The organism is Streptomyces sp. NPDC023541 (genome assembly GCF_055559995.1).
This window is the reverse complement of record NZ_JBVHJO010000010.1, coordinates 167,152-183,849: the sequence shown is the minus strand read 5'-3', so window position 1 is coordinate 183,849 and position 16,698 is coordinate 167,152. Positions and strand designations below refer to the sequence as shown.

At 73.8% G+C, this 16,698-nt stretch carries 16 protein-coding genes and 1 tRNA gene; 14 read left to right on the top strand and 3 right to left on the bottom strand.

Annotated features, from left to right (window positions below):
• The first annotated feature begins 143 nt into the window (after nt 1-143).
• The 3 genes from ACZ3X1_RS25055 to sepH all read left to right on the top strand — a co-directional run bounded on the left by ACZ3X1_RS25055 (nt 144) and on the right by sepH (nt 4,496).
• Entirely contained in the window at nt 144-1,400 is a 1,257-nt protein-coding gene (locus ACZ3X1_RS25055) for an MFS transporter (RefSeq protein WP_356814478.1), read from the top strand.
• The gene (locus ACZ3X1_RS25050; RefSeq protein ID WP_467281028.1) at nt 1,351-2,688 is read left to right on the top strand and encodes a D-arabinono-1,4-lactone oxidase; all 1,338 of its coding nucleotides are present in this window, start codon (nt 1,351-1,353) and stop codon (nt 2,686-2,688) included. The genes ACZ3X1_RS25055 and ACZ3X1_RS25050 overlap by 50 nt, the downstream gene beginning before the upstream one ends.
• A 782-nt stretch (nt 2,689-3,470) precedes the next feature.
• A complete protein-coding gene (gene sepH, locus ACZ3X1_RS25045; RefSeq protein ID WP_467281027.1) occupies nt 3,471-4,496 on the top strand; it encodes a septation protein SepH in 1,026 nt (341 codons plus the stop codon).
• A 183-nt stretch (nt 4,497-4,679) separates the two neighbouring features.
• Here the strand turns inward: sepH and ACZ3X1_RS25040 are convergent, their stop codons facing one another.
• On the bottom strand, nt 4,680-5,525 hold the full coding sequence (locus tag ACZ3X1_RS25040) for a sulfurtransferase (protein ID WP_467281026.1): 846 nt from the start codon (nt 5,523-5,525) through the stop codon (nt 4,680-4,682).
• A 174-nt stretch (nt 5,526-5,699) separates the two neighbouring features.
• Here ACZ3X1_RS25040 and ACZ3X1_RS25035 point away from each other — a divergent pair, with 174 nt between their 5' ends.
• Nucleotides 5,700-6,485, top strand: coding sequence for a VOC family protein (locus tag ACZ3X1_RS25035; protein WP_467281025.1), 786 nt, complete (start codon nt 5,700-5,702; stop codon nt 6,483-6,485).
• An 18-nt stretch (nt 6,486-6,503) separates the two neighbouring features.
• Here ACZ3X1_RS25035 and ACZ3X1_RS25030 read toward each other — a convergent pair whose 3' ends face one another.
• Complete coding sequence (locus ACZ3X1_RS25030; RefSeq protein WP_467281024.1) at nt 6,504-7,772, bottom strand: MFS transporter; 1,269 nt, start codon at nt 7,770-7,772, stop codon at nt 6,504-6,506.
• Between the two features lie 116 nt (nt 7,773-7,888).
• Here ACZ3X1_RS25030 and ACZ3X1_RS25025 point away from each other — a divergent pair, with 116 nt between their 5' ends.
• Genes ACZ3X1_RS25025 through ACZ3X1_RS25000 form a run of 6 tightly spaced genes read left to right on the top strand, consistent with a single transcriptional unit; the run spans nt 7,889 to nt 13,656 of the window.
• Complete coding sequence (locus ACZ3X1_RS25025; RefSeq protein ID WP_467281023.1) at nt 7,889-8,914, top strand: ABC transporter substrate-binding protein; 1,026 nt, start codon at nt 7,889-7,891, stop codon at nt 8,912-8,914.
• Nucleotides 8,904-9,989, top strand: coding sequence for a FecCD family ABC transporter permease (locus tag ACZ3X1_RS25020; RefSeq protein ID WP_467281022.1), 1,086 nt, complete (start codon nt 8,904-8,906; stop codon nt 9,987-9,989). The genes ACZ3X1_RS25025 and ACZ3X1_RS25020 overlap by 11 nt, the downstream gene beginning before the upstream one ends.
• Entirely contained in the window at nt 9,986-10,816 is an 831-nt protein-coding gene (locus tag ACZ3X1_RS25015; protein ID WP_467281021.1) for an ABC transporter ATP-binding protein, read from the top strand. Before ACZ3X1_RS25020 ends, ACZ3X1_RS25015 begins: the two co-directional genes overlap by 4 nt.
• Nucleotides 10,813-11,658: a Rossmann-like domain-containing protein gene (locus tag ACZ3X1_RS25010; protein WP_467281020.1), complete on the top strand. Its 846-nt coding sequence runs from the start codon at nt 10,813-10,815 to the stop codon at nt 11,656-11,658. Before ACZ3X1_RS25015 ends, ACZ3X1_RS25010 begins: the two co-directional genes overlap by 4 nt.
• Entirely contained in the window at nt 11,655-12,737 is a 1,083-nt protein-coding gene (locus tag ACZ3X1_RS25005; RefSeq protein WP_467281019.1) for a GHMP family kinase ATP-binding protein, read from the top strand. Before ACZ3X1_RS25010 ends, ACZ3X1_RS25005 begins: the two co-directional genes overlap by 4 nt.
• The gene (locus ACZ3X1_RS25000) at nt 12,658-13,656 is read left to right on the top strand and encodes a pyridoxal-phosphate dependent enzyme (protein WP_356814489.1); all 999 of its coding nucleotides are present in this window, start codon (nt 12,658-12,660) and stop codon (nt 13,654-13,656) included. The genes ACZ3X1_RS25005 and ACZ3X1_RS25000 overlap by 80 nt, the downstream gene beginning before the upstream one ends.
• Here ACZ3X1_RS25000 and ACZ3X1_RS24995 read toward each other — a convergent pair.
• Nucleotides 13,657-13,728, bottom strand: a tRNA-Cys gene (locus ACZ3X1_RS24995).
• A gap of 272 nt (nt 13,729-14,000) precedes the next feature.
• Here ACZ3X1_RS24995 and ACZ3X1_RS24990 point away from each other — a divergent pair.
• The 4 genes from ACZ3X1_RS24990 to ACZ3X1_RS24975 all read left to right on the top strand — a co-directional run bounded on the left by ACZ3X1_RS24990 (nt 14,001) and on the right by ACZ3X1_RS24975 (nt 16,697).
• Entirely contained in the window at nt 14,001-14,435 is a 435-nt protein-coding gene (locus tag ACZ3X1_RS24990; RefSeq protein WP_356814490.1) for a DUF6325 family protein, read from the top strand.
• A gap of 96 nt (nt 14,436-14,531) precedes the next feature.
• Entirely contained in the window at nt 14,532-14,807 is a 276-nt protein-coding gene (locus tag ACZ3X1_RS24985) for an SHOCT domain-containing protein (RefSeq protein WP_356814491.1), read from the top strand.
• Between the two features lie 39 nt (nt 14,808-14,846).
• The gene (locus tag ACZ3X1_RS24980) at nt 14,847-16,214 is read left to right on the top strand and encodes a chloride channel protein (RefSeq protein ID WP_467281018.1); all 1,368 of its coding nucleotides are present in this window, start codon (nt 14,847-14,849) and stop codon (nt 16,212-16,214) included.
• 42 nt (nt 16,215-16,256) lie between these two features.
• On the top strand, nt 16,257-16,697 hold the full coding sequence (locus ACZ3X1_RS24975; RefSeq protein ID WP_467281017.1) for a DUF7144 family membrane protein: 441 nt from the start codon (nt 16,257-16,259) through the stop codon (nt 16,695-16,697).
• Nucleotide 16,698: the final 1 nt, after the last annotated feature.

The following is a 16,698-nucleotide window of genomic DNA, read 5'->3' as shown; positions in this document are numbered from 1 at the left end:
GGAGAGAACCACCCTGTCCGCGAGGCGGACACCGATGAAGGTAAGGTGAACCTAAGTTCCGGCTCGCGGAAACTCTCCCGTGCGGTGCCCGGTCGGCCGTCGTAACCTGTACGGGCCGATCACGTCCCTTACGGAGGGCTCCCTTGCCCAGTCCCTACCGCGCGATCTTCGCGGCCCCCGGCACCAAGGGGTTCAGTGCCGCCGGCCTGATCGGCCGCCTGCCGATATCCATGGTCGGCGTCGGCATCCTGACGATGATCTCCGAGATCACCGGCCGCTACGCCATGGCGAGCGCCCTGACCGGCACCCTCGCCCTCGCCGCGGCGGTGGTCGGCCCGCAGGTGTCCCGGCTGGTGGACCAGCACGGGCAGCGGGCGGTGCTCCGCCCCGCCACGCTGATCTGCGTGGCCGCGGTCGCCGTGCTACTGGTGGCCGCCGCGAACGGCTGGCCCGACTGGACCCTCTTCGTCTGTGCGGCCGTGGCGGGCTGCGTGCCCAGCGTCGGATCGATGGTCCGCGCCCGGTGGACCGTCATCTACCGCGACTCCCCGCGCGAACTGCACACCGCCTACTCCTTCGAGTCCGTCGTCGACGAGGTGTGCTTCATCTTCGGCCCGATCCTCGCCATCGGACTGTCCACCACCTGGTTCCCCGAGGCCGGTCCGCTGATCGCCGCCGTCTGCCTGCTCGTCGGCGTATGGCTGCTGACCGCGCAGCGGTCCACCGAGCCCGCCCCGCACCCGCGCGCGCCGGACGGGCACCGCACCTCGGCCCTGCGCTCCCCCGGCCTGCAGGTCCTGACGGCCACGTTCGTGGCGACCGGCGCGATCTTCGGCTCCATCGACGTGTCCACGCTGGCCTTCGCCGAGGAGCAGGGCCAGAAGTCCGCCGCAAGCTTCATCCTGGCCATCTGGGCGGCCGGATCCTGCCTGGCGGGCATCGTCTTCGGCCTGCTCCACCTCAAGGGCCGGACAGAACTGCGCTGGGTACTGGGCGTATGTGCGATGGCCGTGAGTATGATCCCCCTCCTACTGGCCGGGAACCTTCCGTTTCTGGCCGTGGCGCTCTTCGTCTCGGGCCTCGCCATCGCTCCCACGATGATCACCACGATGGCCCTGATCGAGGCGCACGTACCACACGCGAAGCTGACCGAGGGCATGACCTGGATCAGCACCGGCCTCGCGGTCGGTATCGCGCTGGGGTCCTCCGTGACCGGCTGGGTCGTCGACGCGGCCGGCGCGCGGACGGGATACGTCGTCTCCATCTCGGCGGGGGCGGCCGCGGCGGCGGTGGCGTTCGCGGGATACCGCCGGCTGACGAGGCCGGCGCAAGGGGAGGAGCCAGCAACCGATGGGGACGGCGACAGCACGGAACAGCAGCACGGCGACCGCGTGGCGTAACTGGGCGGGCAACGTCACCGCCACGCCCACCCGCGTGGCGACCCCGGCCTCGGTCGAGGAGCTCCAGGAGACGGTCCGCAGGGCCGCCGAGGACGGGCTGCGGGTGAAGGCGGTCGGCACCGGCCACTCCTTCACCGCGGCCGCCGCGACCGACGGGGTCCTCGTACGGCCGCAGGCCCTGGCGGGGATCCGGTCGGTCGACCGCGCCGCGGGCACCGTCACGGTGGCGGCGGGCACGACCCTCAAGGACCTCAACCGGGCCCTCGCCGCGGAGGGCCTCTCGCTCACCAACATGGGCGACATCATGGAGCAGACGGTCTCCGGCGCCACCAGCACCGGCACCCACGGCACCGGCCGTGACTCGGCCTCCCTCGCCGCCCAGATCCGCGCCCTGGAGCTGGTCACGGCCGACGGCAGTGTGCTGACGTGTTCGGAGACGGGGACCGCCGAGGAGCGCGCGGTCTTCGCGGCGGCCCGGGTGGGCATCGGCGCGCTCGGCATCGTCACCTCGATCACCTTCGCCGTGGAGCCGCTCTTCTTCCTGACCGCCCGTGAGGAGCCCATGGGCTTCGACCGGGTGGCCGCCGAGTTCGAGGAGCACTTCGCGGAGAACGAGCACTTCGAGTTCTACTGGTTCCCGCACACCGGCAACTGCAACACCAAGCGCAACAACCGCAGCCAGGGCCCCGCCGCCCCGCCCGGACCGGTGAGCGGCTGGATCGAGGACGAGCTGCTTTCCAACGGCCTCTTCCAGGCCGTGAACTCGCTGGGCCGCGCGGTCCCGGCCACCATCCCGTCCATCGCCCGCGTGGCCAGCCGCGCCCTGTCGGCGCGCACCTACACGGACATCCCGTACAAGGTGTTCACCAGTCCGCGCCGGGTGCGGTTCGTGGAGATGGAGTACGCCCTTCCGCGCGAGGCGGTGGTCGAGGCGCTGCGGGAGCTGCGGGCGATGGTCGACCGCTCCCGGCTGCGGATCAGCTTCCCCGTGGAGGTGCGGACGGCTCCGGCGGACGACATCGCGCTGTCCACGGCCTCCGGGCGCGAGACGGCCTACATCGCGGTGCACATGTACAAGGGCACCCCCTACCAGGCCTACTTCACCGCGGCCGAGCACATCTTCACCTCGCACGGCGGGCGTCCGCACTGGGGCAAGGTGCACACGCGGGACGCGGAGTACTTCTCCCGGATCTATCCCCGCTTCGGCGAGTTCACCGCGCTGCGGGACCGTCTCGACCCGGACCGGGTCTTCGGCAACGACTACCTGCGGCGCGTCCTGGGCGCCTGATCGGCGATGTCCCCGGGTCACGGAGGCGCTCGGCCTCGTCGTCGCGCCGCCGGTCTTCGGCGTCGGCGGGACTCGGCGTCGGCGGGACTCGGCGTCGGCGGGGCGGGGTCCGGACTCCGGTCGCCGTGCGGACGGGAGCGGGTCGGGGAGGTCCCGGACCGGGGGTCTCGGCGCCGCCCCGCCGCTCCTTCTCCCCGCCGCCCGGACGTGTCCGGGTGGGGCGGGGCGGTCCGCACGCGTCGTCCTCCGACCCATCGCCGCCCCACGTGTGCCCGACCTCTCGCGCTCCTCCTCTTTCAGCAGTTACCGACAGGTGAGCGAAGGCGATAGTTCCGTTTCGGGTGATTCCGTGAAGCCGAACACCCGGCGTCAGGCCGCGGACGCAGGCGGGACCTGACAGCGGGCAGCCCAACTCCCGCCGTCCGAGGAAACTTCGGCGGCGCGGCGGTCCACCCAGGTGGCCCGAATGGAGTACTGTGGCGAGCCCTGGGGCTGTCCTTCCTTTCGGATGTCCGGACCCGGGAGAGGGGGCCGGCTGACGGAAAGCGGCACTCGAAGACCGGCGATGCCGCGGCATGGCACGGATCCTGCTGCGCACAGTAACCGTCCGGTCACTGTGCGTGCTCAACAGGTAACCGTGCCATAACGGCGATCAAGGGCGCATGCCCGACACGCCGGTTTAACACGGCAAGGTTGTGGCAGGCTGCACCCGGGCAGGCCACACTCGACTAGCGGAAGCAGCGACGCACGTGACGTCGGCAGGCACCACCCGGGAGGTCCCCATGCCCGAACTGCGTGTCGTGGCCGTCTCCAATGACGGCACACGACTGGTGCTCAAGGCTGCGGACAGCACGGAGTACACGCTTCCGATCGATGAGCGGCTTCGGGCTGCCGTACGCAACGACCGCGCGCGCCTGAACCAGATCGAGATCGAGGTCGAGAGCCACCTCCGTCCCCGCGACATCCAGGCGCGCATACGAGCCGGTGCCTCCGCGGAGGAGGTCGCTCAACTCGCCGGCATCCCCGTCGACCGCGTACGCCGCTTCGAGGGTCCCGTGCTCGCCGAGCGCGCCTTCATGGCCGAACGCGCCCGCAAGACGCCGGTGCGCCGCCCCGGCGAGAACACCGGGCCGCAGCTCGGTGAGGCCGTGCAGGAACGTCTGACCCTGCGCGGGGCCGAGAAGGAATCCGTCCAGTGGGACTCGTGGCGCCGCGACGACGGCACCTGGGAGGTCCTCCTGGTCTACCGGGTCGCCGGCGAGCCGCACTCGGCGAGCTGGACCTACGACCCGCCGCGCCGGCTGGTCGTGGCCGTGGACGACGAGGCGCGCTCGCTCATCGGCGAGTCGGATGACCTGCCGGCGACGCCGGAGCCGAGCTTCCCCTTCGTGCCGAGGATCGCGCGCCTGCCGCGTGACCGGCCGCTGGACCGTGCCCTGGACCGGCAGCTGGAGCGGGCCGAGCCGCGGCCCGCGCCGGTGCCGGAGCCGGAGGAGGAACGGGACACGCTGACCAGCCTGCTGGAGGCGGTACCGAGCTTCCGCGGGGACATGGTCGTCCCGGAGCGCACCGAACCGGCGGAGGCGGAAGCGGAGGCGGAGGAGCCGCCGGCGCCCGCCGCGTCGGCCGGCGCCGGCGCCGCGTACGCCGATGTCCTGATGCCCCGTACGGTGGCGGGCCACCGCGACCGGCTGACGGGCACCACCGACCGGCAGGCAGAGGCCGACGGGGTCCGTCCCGGGCGCCGTGCGGCGGTGCCGAGCTGGGACGAGATCGTCTTCGGCACCCGCCGCAAGAAGCAGGAATAGCGCCGACGCCCGAAGCGGCGGGCCGCACAGCACGGCGGGACCGGTGCGAGCGGGTCGGACCGGGCCCGCGCGTCCGCCGAGGCCCCTCCTCCGACGGCGAACGTGACGAGGGGCCGCAGCTGCCGGGCACATCGCGTTCGGCGACCCGCGGGGACGCCCCGATGTACGCCGGCCCCGTCCCGCCTACTGGGGGTCCGGGCCCGTGGCCACCGGGCGGGCCGGGTCCGTGCACCAGTGCGACCAACTGCCCGCGTAGAGGTCGGACTCGATACCGGCCACTTCCAGGGCGAGCACCTCATGGGCTCCGGAGACCCCCGAGCCGCAGTAGACGCCCACCGGGGTGCCCTTCGACGCGCCGAGCGCCCCGAACCGGGCCCGCAGTGCGTCCGCCGGCAGGAACCGGCCGTCGGGGCCCACGTTCTCGGTGGTCGGGGCCGACAGCGCGCCCGGGATGTGGCCGCCCACCGGGTCGATCGGCTCCACCTCGCCGCGGTACCGCTCCCCCGCCCGGGCGTCCAGGAGGACGCCCTCGCGCGCCCGCAGGGCCGCCGCGTCGGCGTCGAGCAGCCCGAGCGCCCCCGGGCTTGGCTTGAAATCGCCCTCAACCGGAATCACTCGTTCAGCCGTGAGGGCGCCGCCGGATGCCGTCCACGCGGCAAGGCCGCCGTCCAGGACTCGCACGTTCGGGTGACCCGTCCAGCGCAACAGCCACCACGCACGGGCGGCCGCCCAGCCCTGGCCGCCGTCGTACACGACCACGGGCGTGTCCGCCGCGACCCCGGCCCTGCGCATCGCCGCGCCGAAGGCCTCCGGGTCCGGCAGCGGGTGGCGCCCGCCGGACCCGGCCGGACCTGCCAGTTCGCGGTCGAGGTCGACGTACACGGCGCCGGGCAGGTGTCCGGCCTCGTACGCGGGCCGCTGGTCGGGGCCGCCCAGCTGCCAGCGGACGTCCAGCAGGACCGGCGGCCGGGCACCGGCCAGCTCGTCCCTCAGTTCGGCGGCGGAGAGGATCGCAGTTCTCGCAGTCATGTCGGCCATCTTCCTCCCCACCCGGCACCCGCGTAACAGGGCCGTCATCGCGGGGGACCCTGATCCGGTCAACTCAGTTCCGGACCACCGGAATGCGGCGCGGTCGGGGCGCGCCGCGTCCGTCGGAGTGGAACCATCAGCACCGGTGACGGCACGACGGAGGAGACGGCTGACATGACCGAGGCAGCGGAAGCAACCCGGCGCACGCCCGGCACCCCGTGCTGGGTGAGCCTCATGGTGCACGGCCTCGGGAGCACCGAGGATTTCTACGCCGATCTGTTCGGATGGGAGTACGTGCCCGGGCCCGAGCAGCTCGGCCCGTACGTCCGCGCCGTGCTGGACGGCCACGAGGTCGCCGGGATCGGCGAGATGCCGCCGGACGCACACCTCCCGACGGCCTGGACCACGTACCTGGCCACGGACGACGCCGGCGCGACCGCCGAGTCGGTCCGGGCGTGCGGCGGCACGGTGGCGGTGGGACCGCTGGACGCCGGTGCCGCGGGGCGGGTGGCGATCTGCTCGGACCCGCTGGGAGCGGTCTTCGGGCTGTGGCAGGCGCAGCCCGGCCTGGCCGCCCGGCCGCACGGCGGGCCGGGCACCCCCGTCTGGCACGAGCTGATCACCCAGGACACCTCGGCGGTCGGCAAGTTCTACGAGCACGTGTTCGGCCACGAGGCGCAGACTTACGGCACCGCCTCGGACGACTTCGACCACCTCACCCTGAACCTGGCGGGCCGTCCCGTCGCCGCCGTGCACGGCGTGGGACGTTCGCTGCCGCACGACCGGGGCCCGCACTGGCTGGCCTACTTCGAGGTGGAGGACACCGACGCGGCCGCGCGCCGGGTCCAGGAGCTCGGCGGGCGCGTCGTCGATCCGCCCCGCGAGGGCATGCGGGGGCGGCAGGCCACCGTGGCCGACCCGGAGGGTGCCGTGTTCGTCCTCGTACGGTCGCGGCCCTGAGTTTCGGCTCGGCGCGGCTCAGGGGGTGTGCCGGACCGGCGGGCGCCCGAAGTGCCGGGCGGTGGGCGCGAGTGCGGCCGCCGCGGGGACGAGGAAGCAGGCCGCGGCGCACGCACCGAGGACCCCGGTGACCCCGAAGGTGTCGATGGCCGGGGCGATGAGGGCCAGGCCCACCGGGGCGAGGCCGTAGGAGACGAGGAAGTCCAGTGAGGAGACCCGGGCGAGCTTGTCCGGGGCGACCTCGCGCTGGGTGGCGGTGAACCAGGGCACGTTGAACAGTTCGATCCCGATCCCGGCGACCGCGTAGGCGCCGATCACCACGGCCGGGTGCACCGGGAACACCAGGCTCAGCGGTGCGAAGCCGTAGGCGGCGAGGCCCGCGAACGCGGCCCAGCCCTGGGAGCTCGGCCGGAAGCGGGCGGTGGCCAGGGCGCCGCCGAGCGCGCCCACGGTGTAGGCGGTCATCGCGGCGGCCAGCACCCACTCGGTGGCGTAGCGGTCGCGGCTGATCAGGGGCAGGGCGACGCTGGTGGCGGAGTAGCCCAGCGCGATCACGGCGGTCAGGGCGCCGAGCCCGGCGAGGAACCACGGGTGGCGGCGGGCCTCGCGTATCCCGTCGACGAACTCGGCGCGCAGCGAGGCCCGCTGCGGCCGGGGCGATCCCGGTGCGCCGGCCGCGGCGGGGCCGCCCCGGCCCGGCAGGAGTGCGGCGACCAGCCAGAGCAGGCCGATCCCCAGCAGCAGGGTCGCGACGTCGACGAAGGCGGCGAGCAGCGCGGTCAGGGCGGGCCCGGCCAGTGTGGAACTGCGCACCGCGAGGGTCGTCGCGGCATTGGCCTGCTGCCTGCGGCCGGGGTCGACGACCTCGGCCGTGAGCGCCTGGAAGGCGGGGCGGCATGCGCCCTGGCCGGCGCCGGCGAGTGCGGCGGCGGCGGTCATCAGCAGGAGCGAGCGGCCCAGTCCGACGGCGAGGAGGGGGGCGGCGGCCGCGGCGGCGAGGGCGGACCAGAGGACCACGGCCCGGCGGGAGTGCCGGTCGGCCAGCACTCCGCCGACGGCCACGGCGGCGAGGAAGCCCGCGGTGCGCGCGGCCAGGACGAGGCCGAGGCCGGCCGCACCCAGTTCGCGTTGCAGGACCGCGAGACCGAGGACGAAGGGCAGGGCCCAGGTCGCGAGTCCGGAGGCGGTGGTGCCGGCCCACAGGCGCAGGAAGGCGATGTCGCGCAGGACGGAACACGTCCCCGGCGGACGGCTCTTGGACTCCGTGGGGGCAGGTGTGGTCGCCACGATGTGGTGCTCCTCATCCGGTTAATGAAAACGATAACCATTACAGTACTGTGTGAACGCGGCACTCCTGCCCGGTGCACCTCCACGCCCACACCGCCTCGCAGACCGGAGAACCCATGCGCCACCGAGCCCGAACGGGCATCGCCCTGACCCTCGTCCTCGTATCCACGGCCGTCGCCGCGGGCTGCTCGGCCACCACCGACCGCAGCCCGCAGAGCGCGGCCGCCGCCCGGCCGGACGTCACCAGCTGCGGCCGTCAGCTCTCCTTCGACCGGTCCCCGCAGCGCGCCGTCACCCTGGACCAGACCTCGACCGAGACCCTGCTGGAACTGGGCCTCCAGGACCGGATGGCCGGGACCGCCAACCTCAAGACGAAGATCCCCGCGCAGTACCGGGACGCGTACGCGAAGGTCCCGGTGATCGCCCCGAAGATCGCGACCGGTGAGCAACTACGGGCCGCCACACCGGACTTCGTGGTGGCCGGCTCCACCGACCTCTACACGAAGGACCGGGCGGGCACCCGGGAGGAACTGGCGGCCCTGGGGGTCCCCTCCTTCGTCAGCGCCGTGGACTGCCCCCAGCACCACGAGGCCGGGAAGTCCCCCTTCGAACTGCTCTTCTCCGACTACGAGCAGCTCGGCAAGGCCTTCGGCGCCGAGGAGCGGGCCGCAGGGCTCGCCCGGGAGCAGCGCGCCGCCGTCGCCAAGGCCGCCGAGGGCGCCTCCGGCACGGCCCGGAACGGCAAGCAGCCCACCGTCGTCTACCTCTACTCCGTCTTCAACGGCATGCCCTACGTCGCCGGCCGGACCGGGCTGCCCAGCGAGATGAGCCGGATCGTCGGCGCGCGGAACGCCTTCGACGACATGGAGGAGGACTGGCCGGAGGTGTCCTGGGAGGAAGTCGCCAAGCGCGACCCGGACTTCATCGTGATCGGCGACCTGTCCGAGCGGGGCCGGCCCGGTGACAGCGCCGCCGAGAAGCGCAAGGCGATGGCCGAGGACCCGGTGGTCTCCAGGCTGGCGGCGGTGCGCGACAACAGGATCATCGAGGTGCCCGGCATCGAGCTGGACCCCTCCGTGCGCTCCGTGCACGCCCTGGGCCTGCTGGCCGCCGGGATGAAGGACCTCGGACATGTCCGCTGACCTGCTGCATCCCGCGGCCCGCGCGCCCGGGGCGGCCGTCGCCGCGCCGCCCGCGCCGCCCCCGCGGCTCCGGGCCCGGGCGGGGGTGCTGCTCGCCCTGGGGCTCGTACTGGCCGCTTCGGTGGCGGCCGCCACCCGGATCGGCAGCGCCGACGTGGGATGGACCGACCTGGGCCGGGTGCTCGGGGCGCGGCTCGGACTGGGCACCGAACCGCTGCCGCCGCTGCTGGATTCGCTCGTCTGGGACCTGCGCCTGCCCCGGGTCCTGATGGCCGCCCTGGTCGGCGCCTCGCTCGCGGTCTGCGGGACGGTGCTCCAGGCCGTCACGCGCAACGCGCTCGCCGACCCGTACCTGCTCGGGGTCTCCTCGGGCGCCGGGGCGGGCGCGGTCGCCGTCGTCGTCCTCGGCTTCGGCGCCGGCACCCTCGGCATCACCGGCGGCGCCCTCGCCGGGGCGCTGCTCGCCTTCGCGGGACTGCTGCTCCTGCTGCGCCGCACGGGGCTCGACTCGGTCCGCATCGTGCTGACCGGGGTGGTCGTCGGCCAACTGTTCACCGCCCTGACCTCGCTCACCCTGATGGCGTCGGCCGACGCCGACACCACGCGTGCCCTCACCCACTGGCTGCTGGGATCGATGGCGCCGGCCCGCTGGGACTCCGTGGTGGTCTGCGCGGTCGTCACACCCCTGGGGCTGGCCGCCGCCCTGCTGTGCGCGAACGCCCTCGACGGGCTCGCCTTCGGCGCGGACACCGCCGCCTCCCTCGGGATCGGCGTACGGCGCACCCGGATGCTGCTGCTCGTGGTGACCGCCGTGCTGACCTCGGTCGCGGTGGCCACCGTCGGCGCCATCGGCTTCGTCGGGCTGATCGTCCCGCACGGGGTGCGCTTCCTGGCCGGGCCGCTGCACCGGGTGCTGCTGCCCTACGCGGCGCTCGCGGGCGCGGTGTTCCTGGTGTGGACCGACGCCCTGGCCCGGGTGGCCTTCGCCCCCCGGGAGGTGCCCGTCGGCGTGATCACGGCGCTGATCGGGGTCCCGCTCTTCCTCCTCGTCCTGCGCAGGAGGGGGGAACTGTGAGGATCACCGCCGAAGGGCTGAGCTGGTCGGCCACGGGCACGCCCGTCCTGCGCGGGATCGGCCTGGACATCGCACCGGGCGAGACCGTCGCTCTGGTCGGCCCCAACGGCTCGGGCAAGTCCTCATTGCTGCGCTGCCTGGCCGGGCTGCGCGTGCCCGACGCGGGTACGGTGCGCTACGACGGCGTGCCCGTACGGGACTTGGGCGCTCGAGAGATCGCCCGCCGGGTCGCCTTCGTCGCCCAGGACTCCGCTCTCGACACCGACCTGCGCGTCGCCGACGTCGTCGGGCTGGGGCGGACCCCCTTCCGCGACCGCTGGCGCGGACCGGACGCGTACGACCGGGCCGTCGTCGCGGCCGCGCTCGACCGCGTCGGACTCACGGGGCTCGCCGGACGCCCCTGGAAGGGCCTGTCCGGCGGTGAACGGCAAAGGGCCCACATCGCCCGCGCGTTCGCCCAGCAGCCGTACGGACTGCTCCTGGACGAGCCCACGAACCACCTCGACGTCAAACACCAGTTGGAGCTGATGGAGCTCCTCGCCGGCGCCGACCGGACGGTCCTCGTCGCCCTGCACGACCTCACCCTGGCCGCCCGCCACTGCGACCGGCTGCTGCTCATGCACGACGGCCTGCTGGTCGCCTCCGGCGCCCCCGCCGACGTCCTCACCTCCGGGAACCTCGCCCGTTTCTTCGAGGTGGACGCCGAACTGTCCGCCGACGCCCTGGGCCGGCCGGCGGTCACCTACCGCGGTCCGATCCGCGACGCCGCGCGGCGCTCCGCGCCCCGCTCCGCGCCCCGATCCGCTCTCCGAGAAGGAACCCCATGACGAACCAGACCCCGCCCCGGACCCGAACCGCTCCCGCGGCGACCGTCGACGCCCTCATCGAGGCCGTACTGGCCGGCCAGCACGGCCCGCTGCCTTCCGAGCTGGTGGCGACCAGCGTGTTCTGGATCCACCACGGCACCCGGCTGGCCGGCGGCGACACCACCTACCTCAACCAGTACGTCCTGGTCCGCCTCGGCGACTCCTTCGGCGGCTGTGCCTTCGAGGCCGGCGAGATCGACCCCGCGGTCTGCCGCGACTCCTCCGGCGCCCCGCTCGACATCCTGCTGCGGGAGGCGCCGCGTCCCCTGCGGATCGCCGCCCTCGACGCCTACCTCGCCCGGCAGCGCCCGCACCGCGACTCCGGGGCGGAACCGGTCACCCTGCCCGCCGGCACCCCCGAGGTCCGCGCGAGGGCCCGCGACGCGGCGATCGCCGGACTGCTGGACATCGGCAGCGGCGCCGTGGTCGGCCTCATCGGGGTGGTGAACCCGCTGGTCGCGGCGATCCGCGAGCGTGGCGGCGAACCGCTGCCCTGCGACTTCAACTTCAAGGCCACCCAGTGGGGCGACCCCGTCACCAGCGACATGCACGAGGTGCTGGAGCGCGCCGACGCCGTCGTCGCCACCGGCATGACCTTGAGCAACGGCTCCTTCGACACCATCCTGGACCGCTGCCGCGCCAGGGGGATCCCGCTCGTCGTCTACGCCCAGAGCGGCAGCGCGGTGGCCCGCGCCTTCCTCGGCTCCGGGGTGACCGCCGTGTCCGCGGAGCCCTTCCCCTTCTCCCAGTTCAGCGCCGATGCGACCACGCTGTACCGCTACCGCACGGCGGGGCCGGCGTGATCCCGGCGGGCCGCCGGGACCACCCCGGCACCGACCGACGCGGTGCCGGGCACGCCTCCTGCCACCACGGCGAGATCCTCCAGGGCACCTTCCTCGACTCCGCCGGGCGCCGGTGCGCCGGCCTGGTCACCCTGCCGATGAGCGGCCCGGGCAGCCGGGCGGAGTTCACCCTGCGGGCCGGCAGCCCGCCGACGGCGCTCACCGTACGGCCCGCAGACCGTACGAAGGCCGCGCGCGCGGCGGCCCTGGCCGTCGAGGAGTGCGCCCGGCGGCGCGGGGAGCCGCCCTGCGGCGGGGAGCTGGGGATCTCCGGCGACATCCCGCTGGGCCTGGGCATGGGCAGCTCCACCAGCGACGTCATCGCCGTCATCCGCGCGGTCGCGGACTCGTACGCGGTGCGGCTCGCGCCCGCCGTCGTCGCCCGGCTCGCCGTCCGTGCCGAGCTGGCCTGCGACCCGCTGATGCTCGATGCCCGCCCGGTGCTCTTCGCCCAGCGCGAGGGACGGGTCCTGGAGGTACTCGGCAGCCGCCTGCCGCCGCTGGTCGTCGTGGGCTGCGCGCTGGGCGGGGGCGTGCCCGTCGACACGCTCTCCCTCCCGGCCCGGGTGCACGACGACCACGACGTACGCGCCTTCGAGCGGCTGCGCGTGCTGCTGCGGCGGGCCGTGGCCACGGGCGACGCCGGACTGCTCGGCCGGGTGGCGACCGCGAGCGCCCGGCGCGGTCAGCGGGTCCTGCGCCACCCGGAGTTCGACGCGCTCGTCGGCATCGCCCGCAGGCTCGGGGCCGTGGGCGTCCAGATCGCGCACAGCGGCGCCGTGGCCGGGCTGCTCCTGGACCCGGCCGCCCCGGGGCTGCGCCACCGGGTCCGCGGCTGCGTACGGGCCCTGGAGAGCGACGGCATCCCCGCCACCCGTACGTTCACGACCTTCCCCCACCCCACGCCCTGCCCGACTGATCCGACCCTCCCGAAGTTCCCGACGCCCAAGGAGTCCCCGAGTGGACCAGCACATCGCGGAGGCCATCGGCCGACCGGACCTGATACGCCTCGACGACCGGCTCGTCTGCCTGCGCTTTGAGACGATGAAGGTGGTCTCCGCCCTCGCCGCGGTCCGCCATCTGCTCGACGCCGGAGTGGTGCGGCGCGGCGACACCCTGCTGGACAGCTCCAGCGGGATCTACGCGTACGCCCTCGCCCTGGCCTGCCACCGGCACGGCATGCACTGCCACATCGTCGGCTCGACGACGGTCGACCACACCCTGCGCACCCAACTCGCCGTCCTCGGAGCGACGCTGGAGCAGATGGAGCCGTGCAGTGACCTGAAGCTGGACCAGAAGCGGCGCGTGGAGCGCGTCCACGAGATCCTCGCCGAACACCCCGGCCACCACTGGATGCGGCAGTACCACGACGAGATCCACTACCTCGGCTACCGGGCCGTGGCCGACCTGGTCCGCTCGTCCACGGGCGGCGAGGCGCTCACCGTCGTCGGCGGCGTGGGGTCGGGCGCCTCCACCGGGGCCCTCGCCCACTACCTGCGCGAGGACGCTCCCGGCACCGAGCTGGTCGGCGTACAGCCCTTCGGAAGCGTCACCTTCGGTGCCGAGCACGTCGCCGACCCCGAGATCATCATCGCGGGAATCGGCAGTTCCATCCCCTTCGGGAACGTCCGGCACGCGTCGTACGACACGCTCCACTGGATCTCGTTCGACGCGGCGCTGGCCGGCAGTGTCGACCTGCTGCGCCGGCACGCGGTCTTCGCCGGACTGTCCACGGGGGCGGGCTACCTCGCCGCCCGCTGGGAGCGCGCCCGGTCGCCGGAGCGCACGGTCCTCTTCGTCGCCGCCGACACCGGCCACCGCTACGTGGACACCGTGTACGCGCGGCACCGCGAGGCCGCGCCGATCGACTCGCTGGCTCCCCGGCAGGTCGTGGGCCGGGACGGACTGGCCCTGCCCTGGTCCCGGATGGACTGGAACCGGGCGGAGCCCCCGTCGTAGAGACCGTGGCGGGATTCGAACCCGCGTCACCGGATTTGCAGTCCGGCCCCTGGGCCACTCGGGCACACGGTCGTGGTGGCGCTTCGGGTACGACCGTAGGCGCACCACCCGGCCCGGGTGAAGGGGACGGCGCGGCCCGCAACACGACTGCCATACGCCGTTCACGACACCGGTCCACCCGCGTCCGTCGCGGCCCGGTGGCCGAAGGTGCGAAGGCGTCGGCGGGGTGCTGCAATGAGCTGGTGGGCCGCCCCTGAGCCGGTGTGCCGCGGAATGCGCCACCGGAATCGGGCGGCCGGCCCACGGCGCGGTCACCCCCACCGCGGCGCACACGAGGAGTGGTGATGAGCGACGACATCGAGATGATGGGGCCTGTCGACTACCTGGTCGTCGAGTTCCCAGGCAACAAGATGACCGGAGAGGGCTTCCCCCTGCTCGTCGATCTGGTGGACCGCGGGATCATCCGCATCCTCGACCTGGTCTTCGTCCGCAAGGATGCCGATGGCTCGGTGGTCGCACTGGAGCTGAGAGACGTCGGCGGCGGCGAGATGGACCTGTCCGTCTTCGAGGGCGCGGCCTCGGGCCTGCTCGGCCAGGACGACATCGACGAGGCCGGTGCCGCCCTGGAGGCGAACAGCTCCGCCGGGATCCTGGTGTACGAGAACGTCTGGGCGGCGCCGTTCGCCCGTGCCCTGCGGCGCGGCGGAGCCCAGCTGGTGGCCAGCGGCCGGATTCCGGTCCAGGCACTGCTGGCCTCGCTCGACGCGATGGAGGCGTGAGCGCGGGCCGCACGGCTCGGCCCTGCTTCCCGATCCGGGGACCGGCCGCGCGTCGCGGCCGTCTCCCCCCTTGAACAACCTGGGAGATGACGATCCATGCCCGGACTTCTTCGCGGTGTCGCCCGTACCGCCGTGGTGGCGGGAACCGCCACCGCGGTGTCCAACCGCGTGTCGCGGCGGCAGGCGGGCCGCTGGGCCCAGCAGGAGGAGCCGCAGGCCGCTCCGCCGCCCGCCCCGGCCGCCCCGCCCCCGCCCGTCGGCGACGACATGAGCAGCAAGCTCGACCAGCTGCAGAAGCTGGGCGAGCTGAAGGCCCAGGGGCTGCTCACCGAGGAGGAGTTCACGCAGCAGAAGAGCAGACTCCTCGGCTGAGAGGCCGGTCGGTCACCGGGGACGGAAGGGGATGGCCCCATGACGGCACCGCGTACCCCAGCACCAGCACCGGCCGGGGAATCCGCGGAGGGCGACCGGCTGCGGGACATGCTGCGCACGCCGGGCTACCTGAAGCTGCTCGTCCTCTGCGCCCTCATCGGCATCCCGGTCTCCCTCGCGGCGTTCTGGTTCCTGGTCGCGCTCCACCAGCTGGAGCACGTGATGTGGGCCGACCTCCCGGAGGCGCTCGGCTGGAACGAGCCGCCCTGGTGGTGGCCCCTGCCGCTGCTGCTGGTCGCAGGCGTCCTGGTCGCCCTGGTGGTGACCAGGCTGCCCGGGGCGGGCGGCCACATCCCCGCGTCCGGTCTGCACGCCGGGGGCGCGACCTCGGCGGCGCTGCCGGGGGTCGTCCTGGCGGCGGTCTTCAGTCTGCCGCTCGGTGCGACCCTCGGCCCGGAAGCGCCGCTCATCGCACTCGGCGGCGGGCTCGCGCTGCTCTTCAGGGACCTGGCCCAAGCGCCCGCCACACCGCAGAGCACGGTCATCCTGGCCGCGGCCGGAGCCGCCGCGGCCATCTCCGCGATCTTCGGCAACCCGCTGGTCGGCGCCGTGCTGCTGATGGAGGTGGCCGGAGTGGGCGGACCGCAGCTGTTCGCGATCATGCTGCCGGCCCTGCTCTCCAGCGGGATCGGCGAGCTCGTGTTCACCGGCTTCGGCCGCTGGACGGGCTTGTCGTCGGGCAGCCTGACGCTGGACCTGAACGCCCCCTTCCCCCGTCTCGACGCCGGCGACGTCCTGTGGTCGGTGGTCCTGGCGGCCGCCATGGGCGTCTTCATGCACGTGGTGCTGGCCGGCGGCCGGTACGCCGCGGTGTACGTGGCCAGGCGGCCGGTGGCCCACACGACCGTATGCGCCGTGGCGGCCGGCGCCTTCGGCGCGCTGTACGCGCTCGTCACCGGCAACTCCCCCGTCGACGTGGCCTCCTCGGGCCAGGCCGTGATGGGCAGCCTGGCCGCCGATCCGCAGGCCTGGGGCATCGGGGCGCTGGTCGCCGTCCTGCTGTGCAAGGGCGCTGCCTACGCGCTCTGTCTGGGCAGCCTGCGCGGCGGCCCCATCTTCCCGGCGCTGTTCCTGGGCGCCGCCGCGGGTGTGCTGTTCGCGCCGCTGCCCGGGCTGGGAGTCGTACCGGGCCTCGCGGCCGGCATGGCCGCCGCGGCCACCAGCGCGCTGCGGCTTCCGGTCAGCAGCGTGGTCCTCGTCGTCCTGCTGCTCGGCAGCGGCGCGATGATCCCCGTCGTCATCATCTCGGCCGTGGTCGCCTTCGTGGTCACCGAACTGCTGCCGCCCGGGCCCGAAGTTCCCCCGGTGGGCAAGGCGGTCGGCACCCCGGGCCCCGCCGCGAGGTGACAGGCGCGGCCGCCCGCCGATCCGGATCGCAAGGAGCGTGTCATGACGAGTAACGTGGGCGGAGCCCGCCCGAACAGCGCTGCCCCGGCCGCGCGCAAGGGCGGCTTCGGCGCCCGCAACGGCTGGCTGCTCTTCGCCGGGTTCCTGATGGTCTTCGGCGGACTGATGATGCTGTTCTCGGGGCTCTCCGCTATCGCCGGGGACGACGTCTTCATCCCCACCCCGCACTACGCCTACGAGTTCGACCTCACGGGCTGGGGCTGGATCCACCTGATGCTGGGCATCGTGATCCTCCTCGCCGGACTGGCTGTGATCAGGGGCGCCCTGTGGGCGCGGATCGTGGGCCTGGTGCTGGCGGGCCTCAGCATGGTGGCGAGCTTCATGTGGCTGCCGTACACGCCGTTCTGGGCCCTGGTGCTCCTGGCGATCGACGGCCTGATCGTCTGGGCGCTGTGCACGGCACCCGGTCTCACGGGGGACTGAG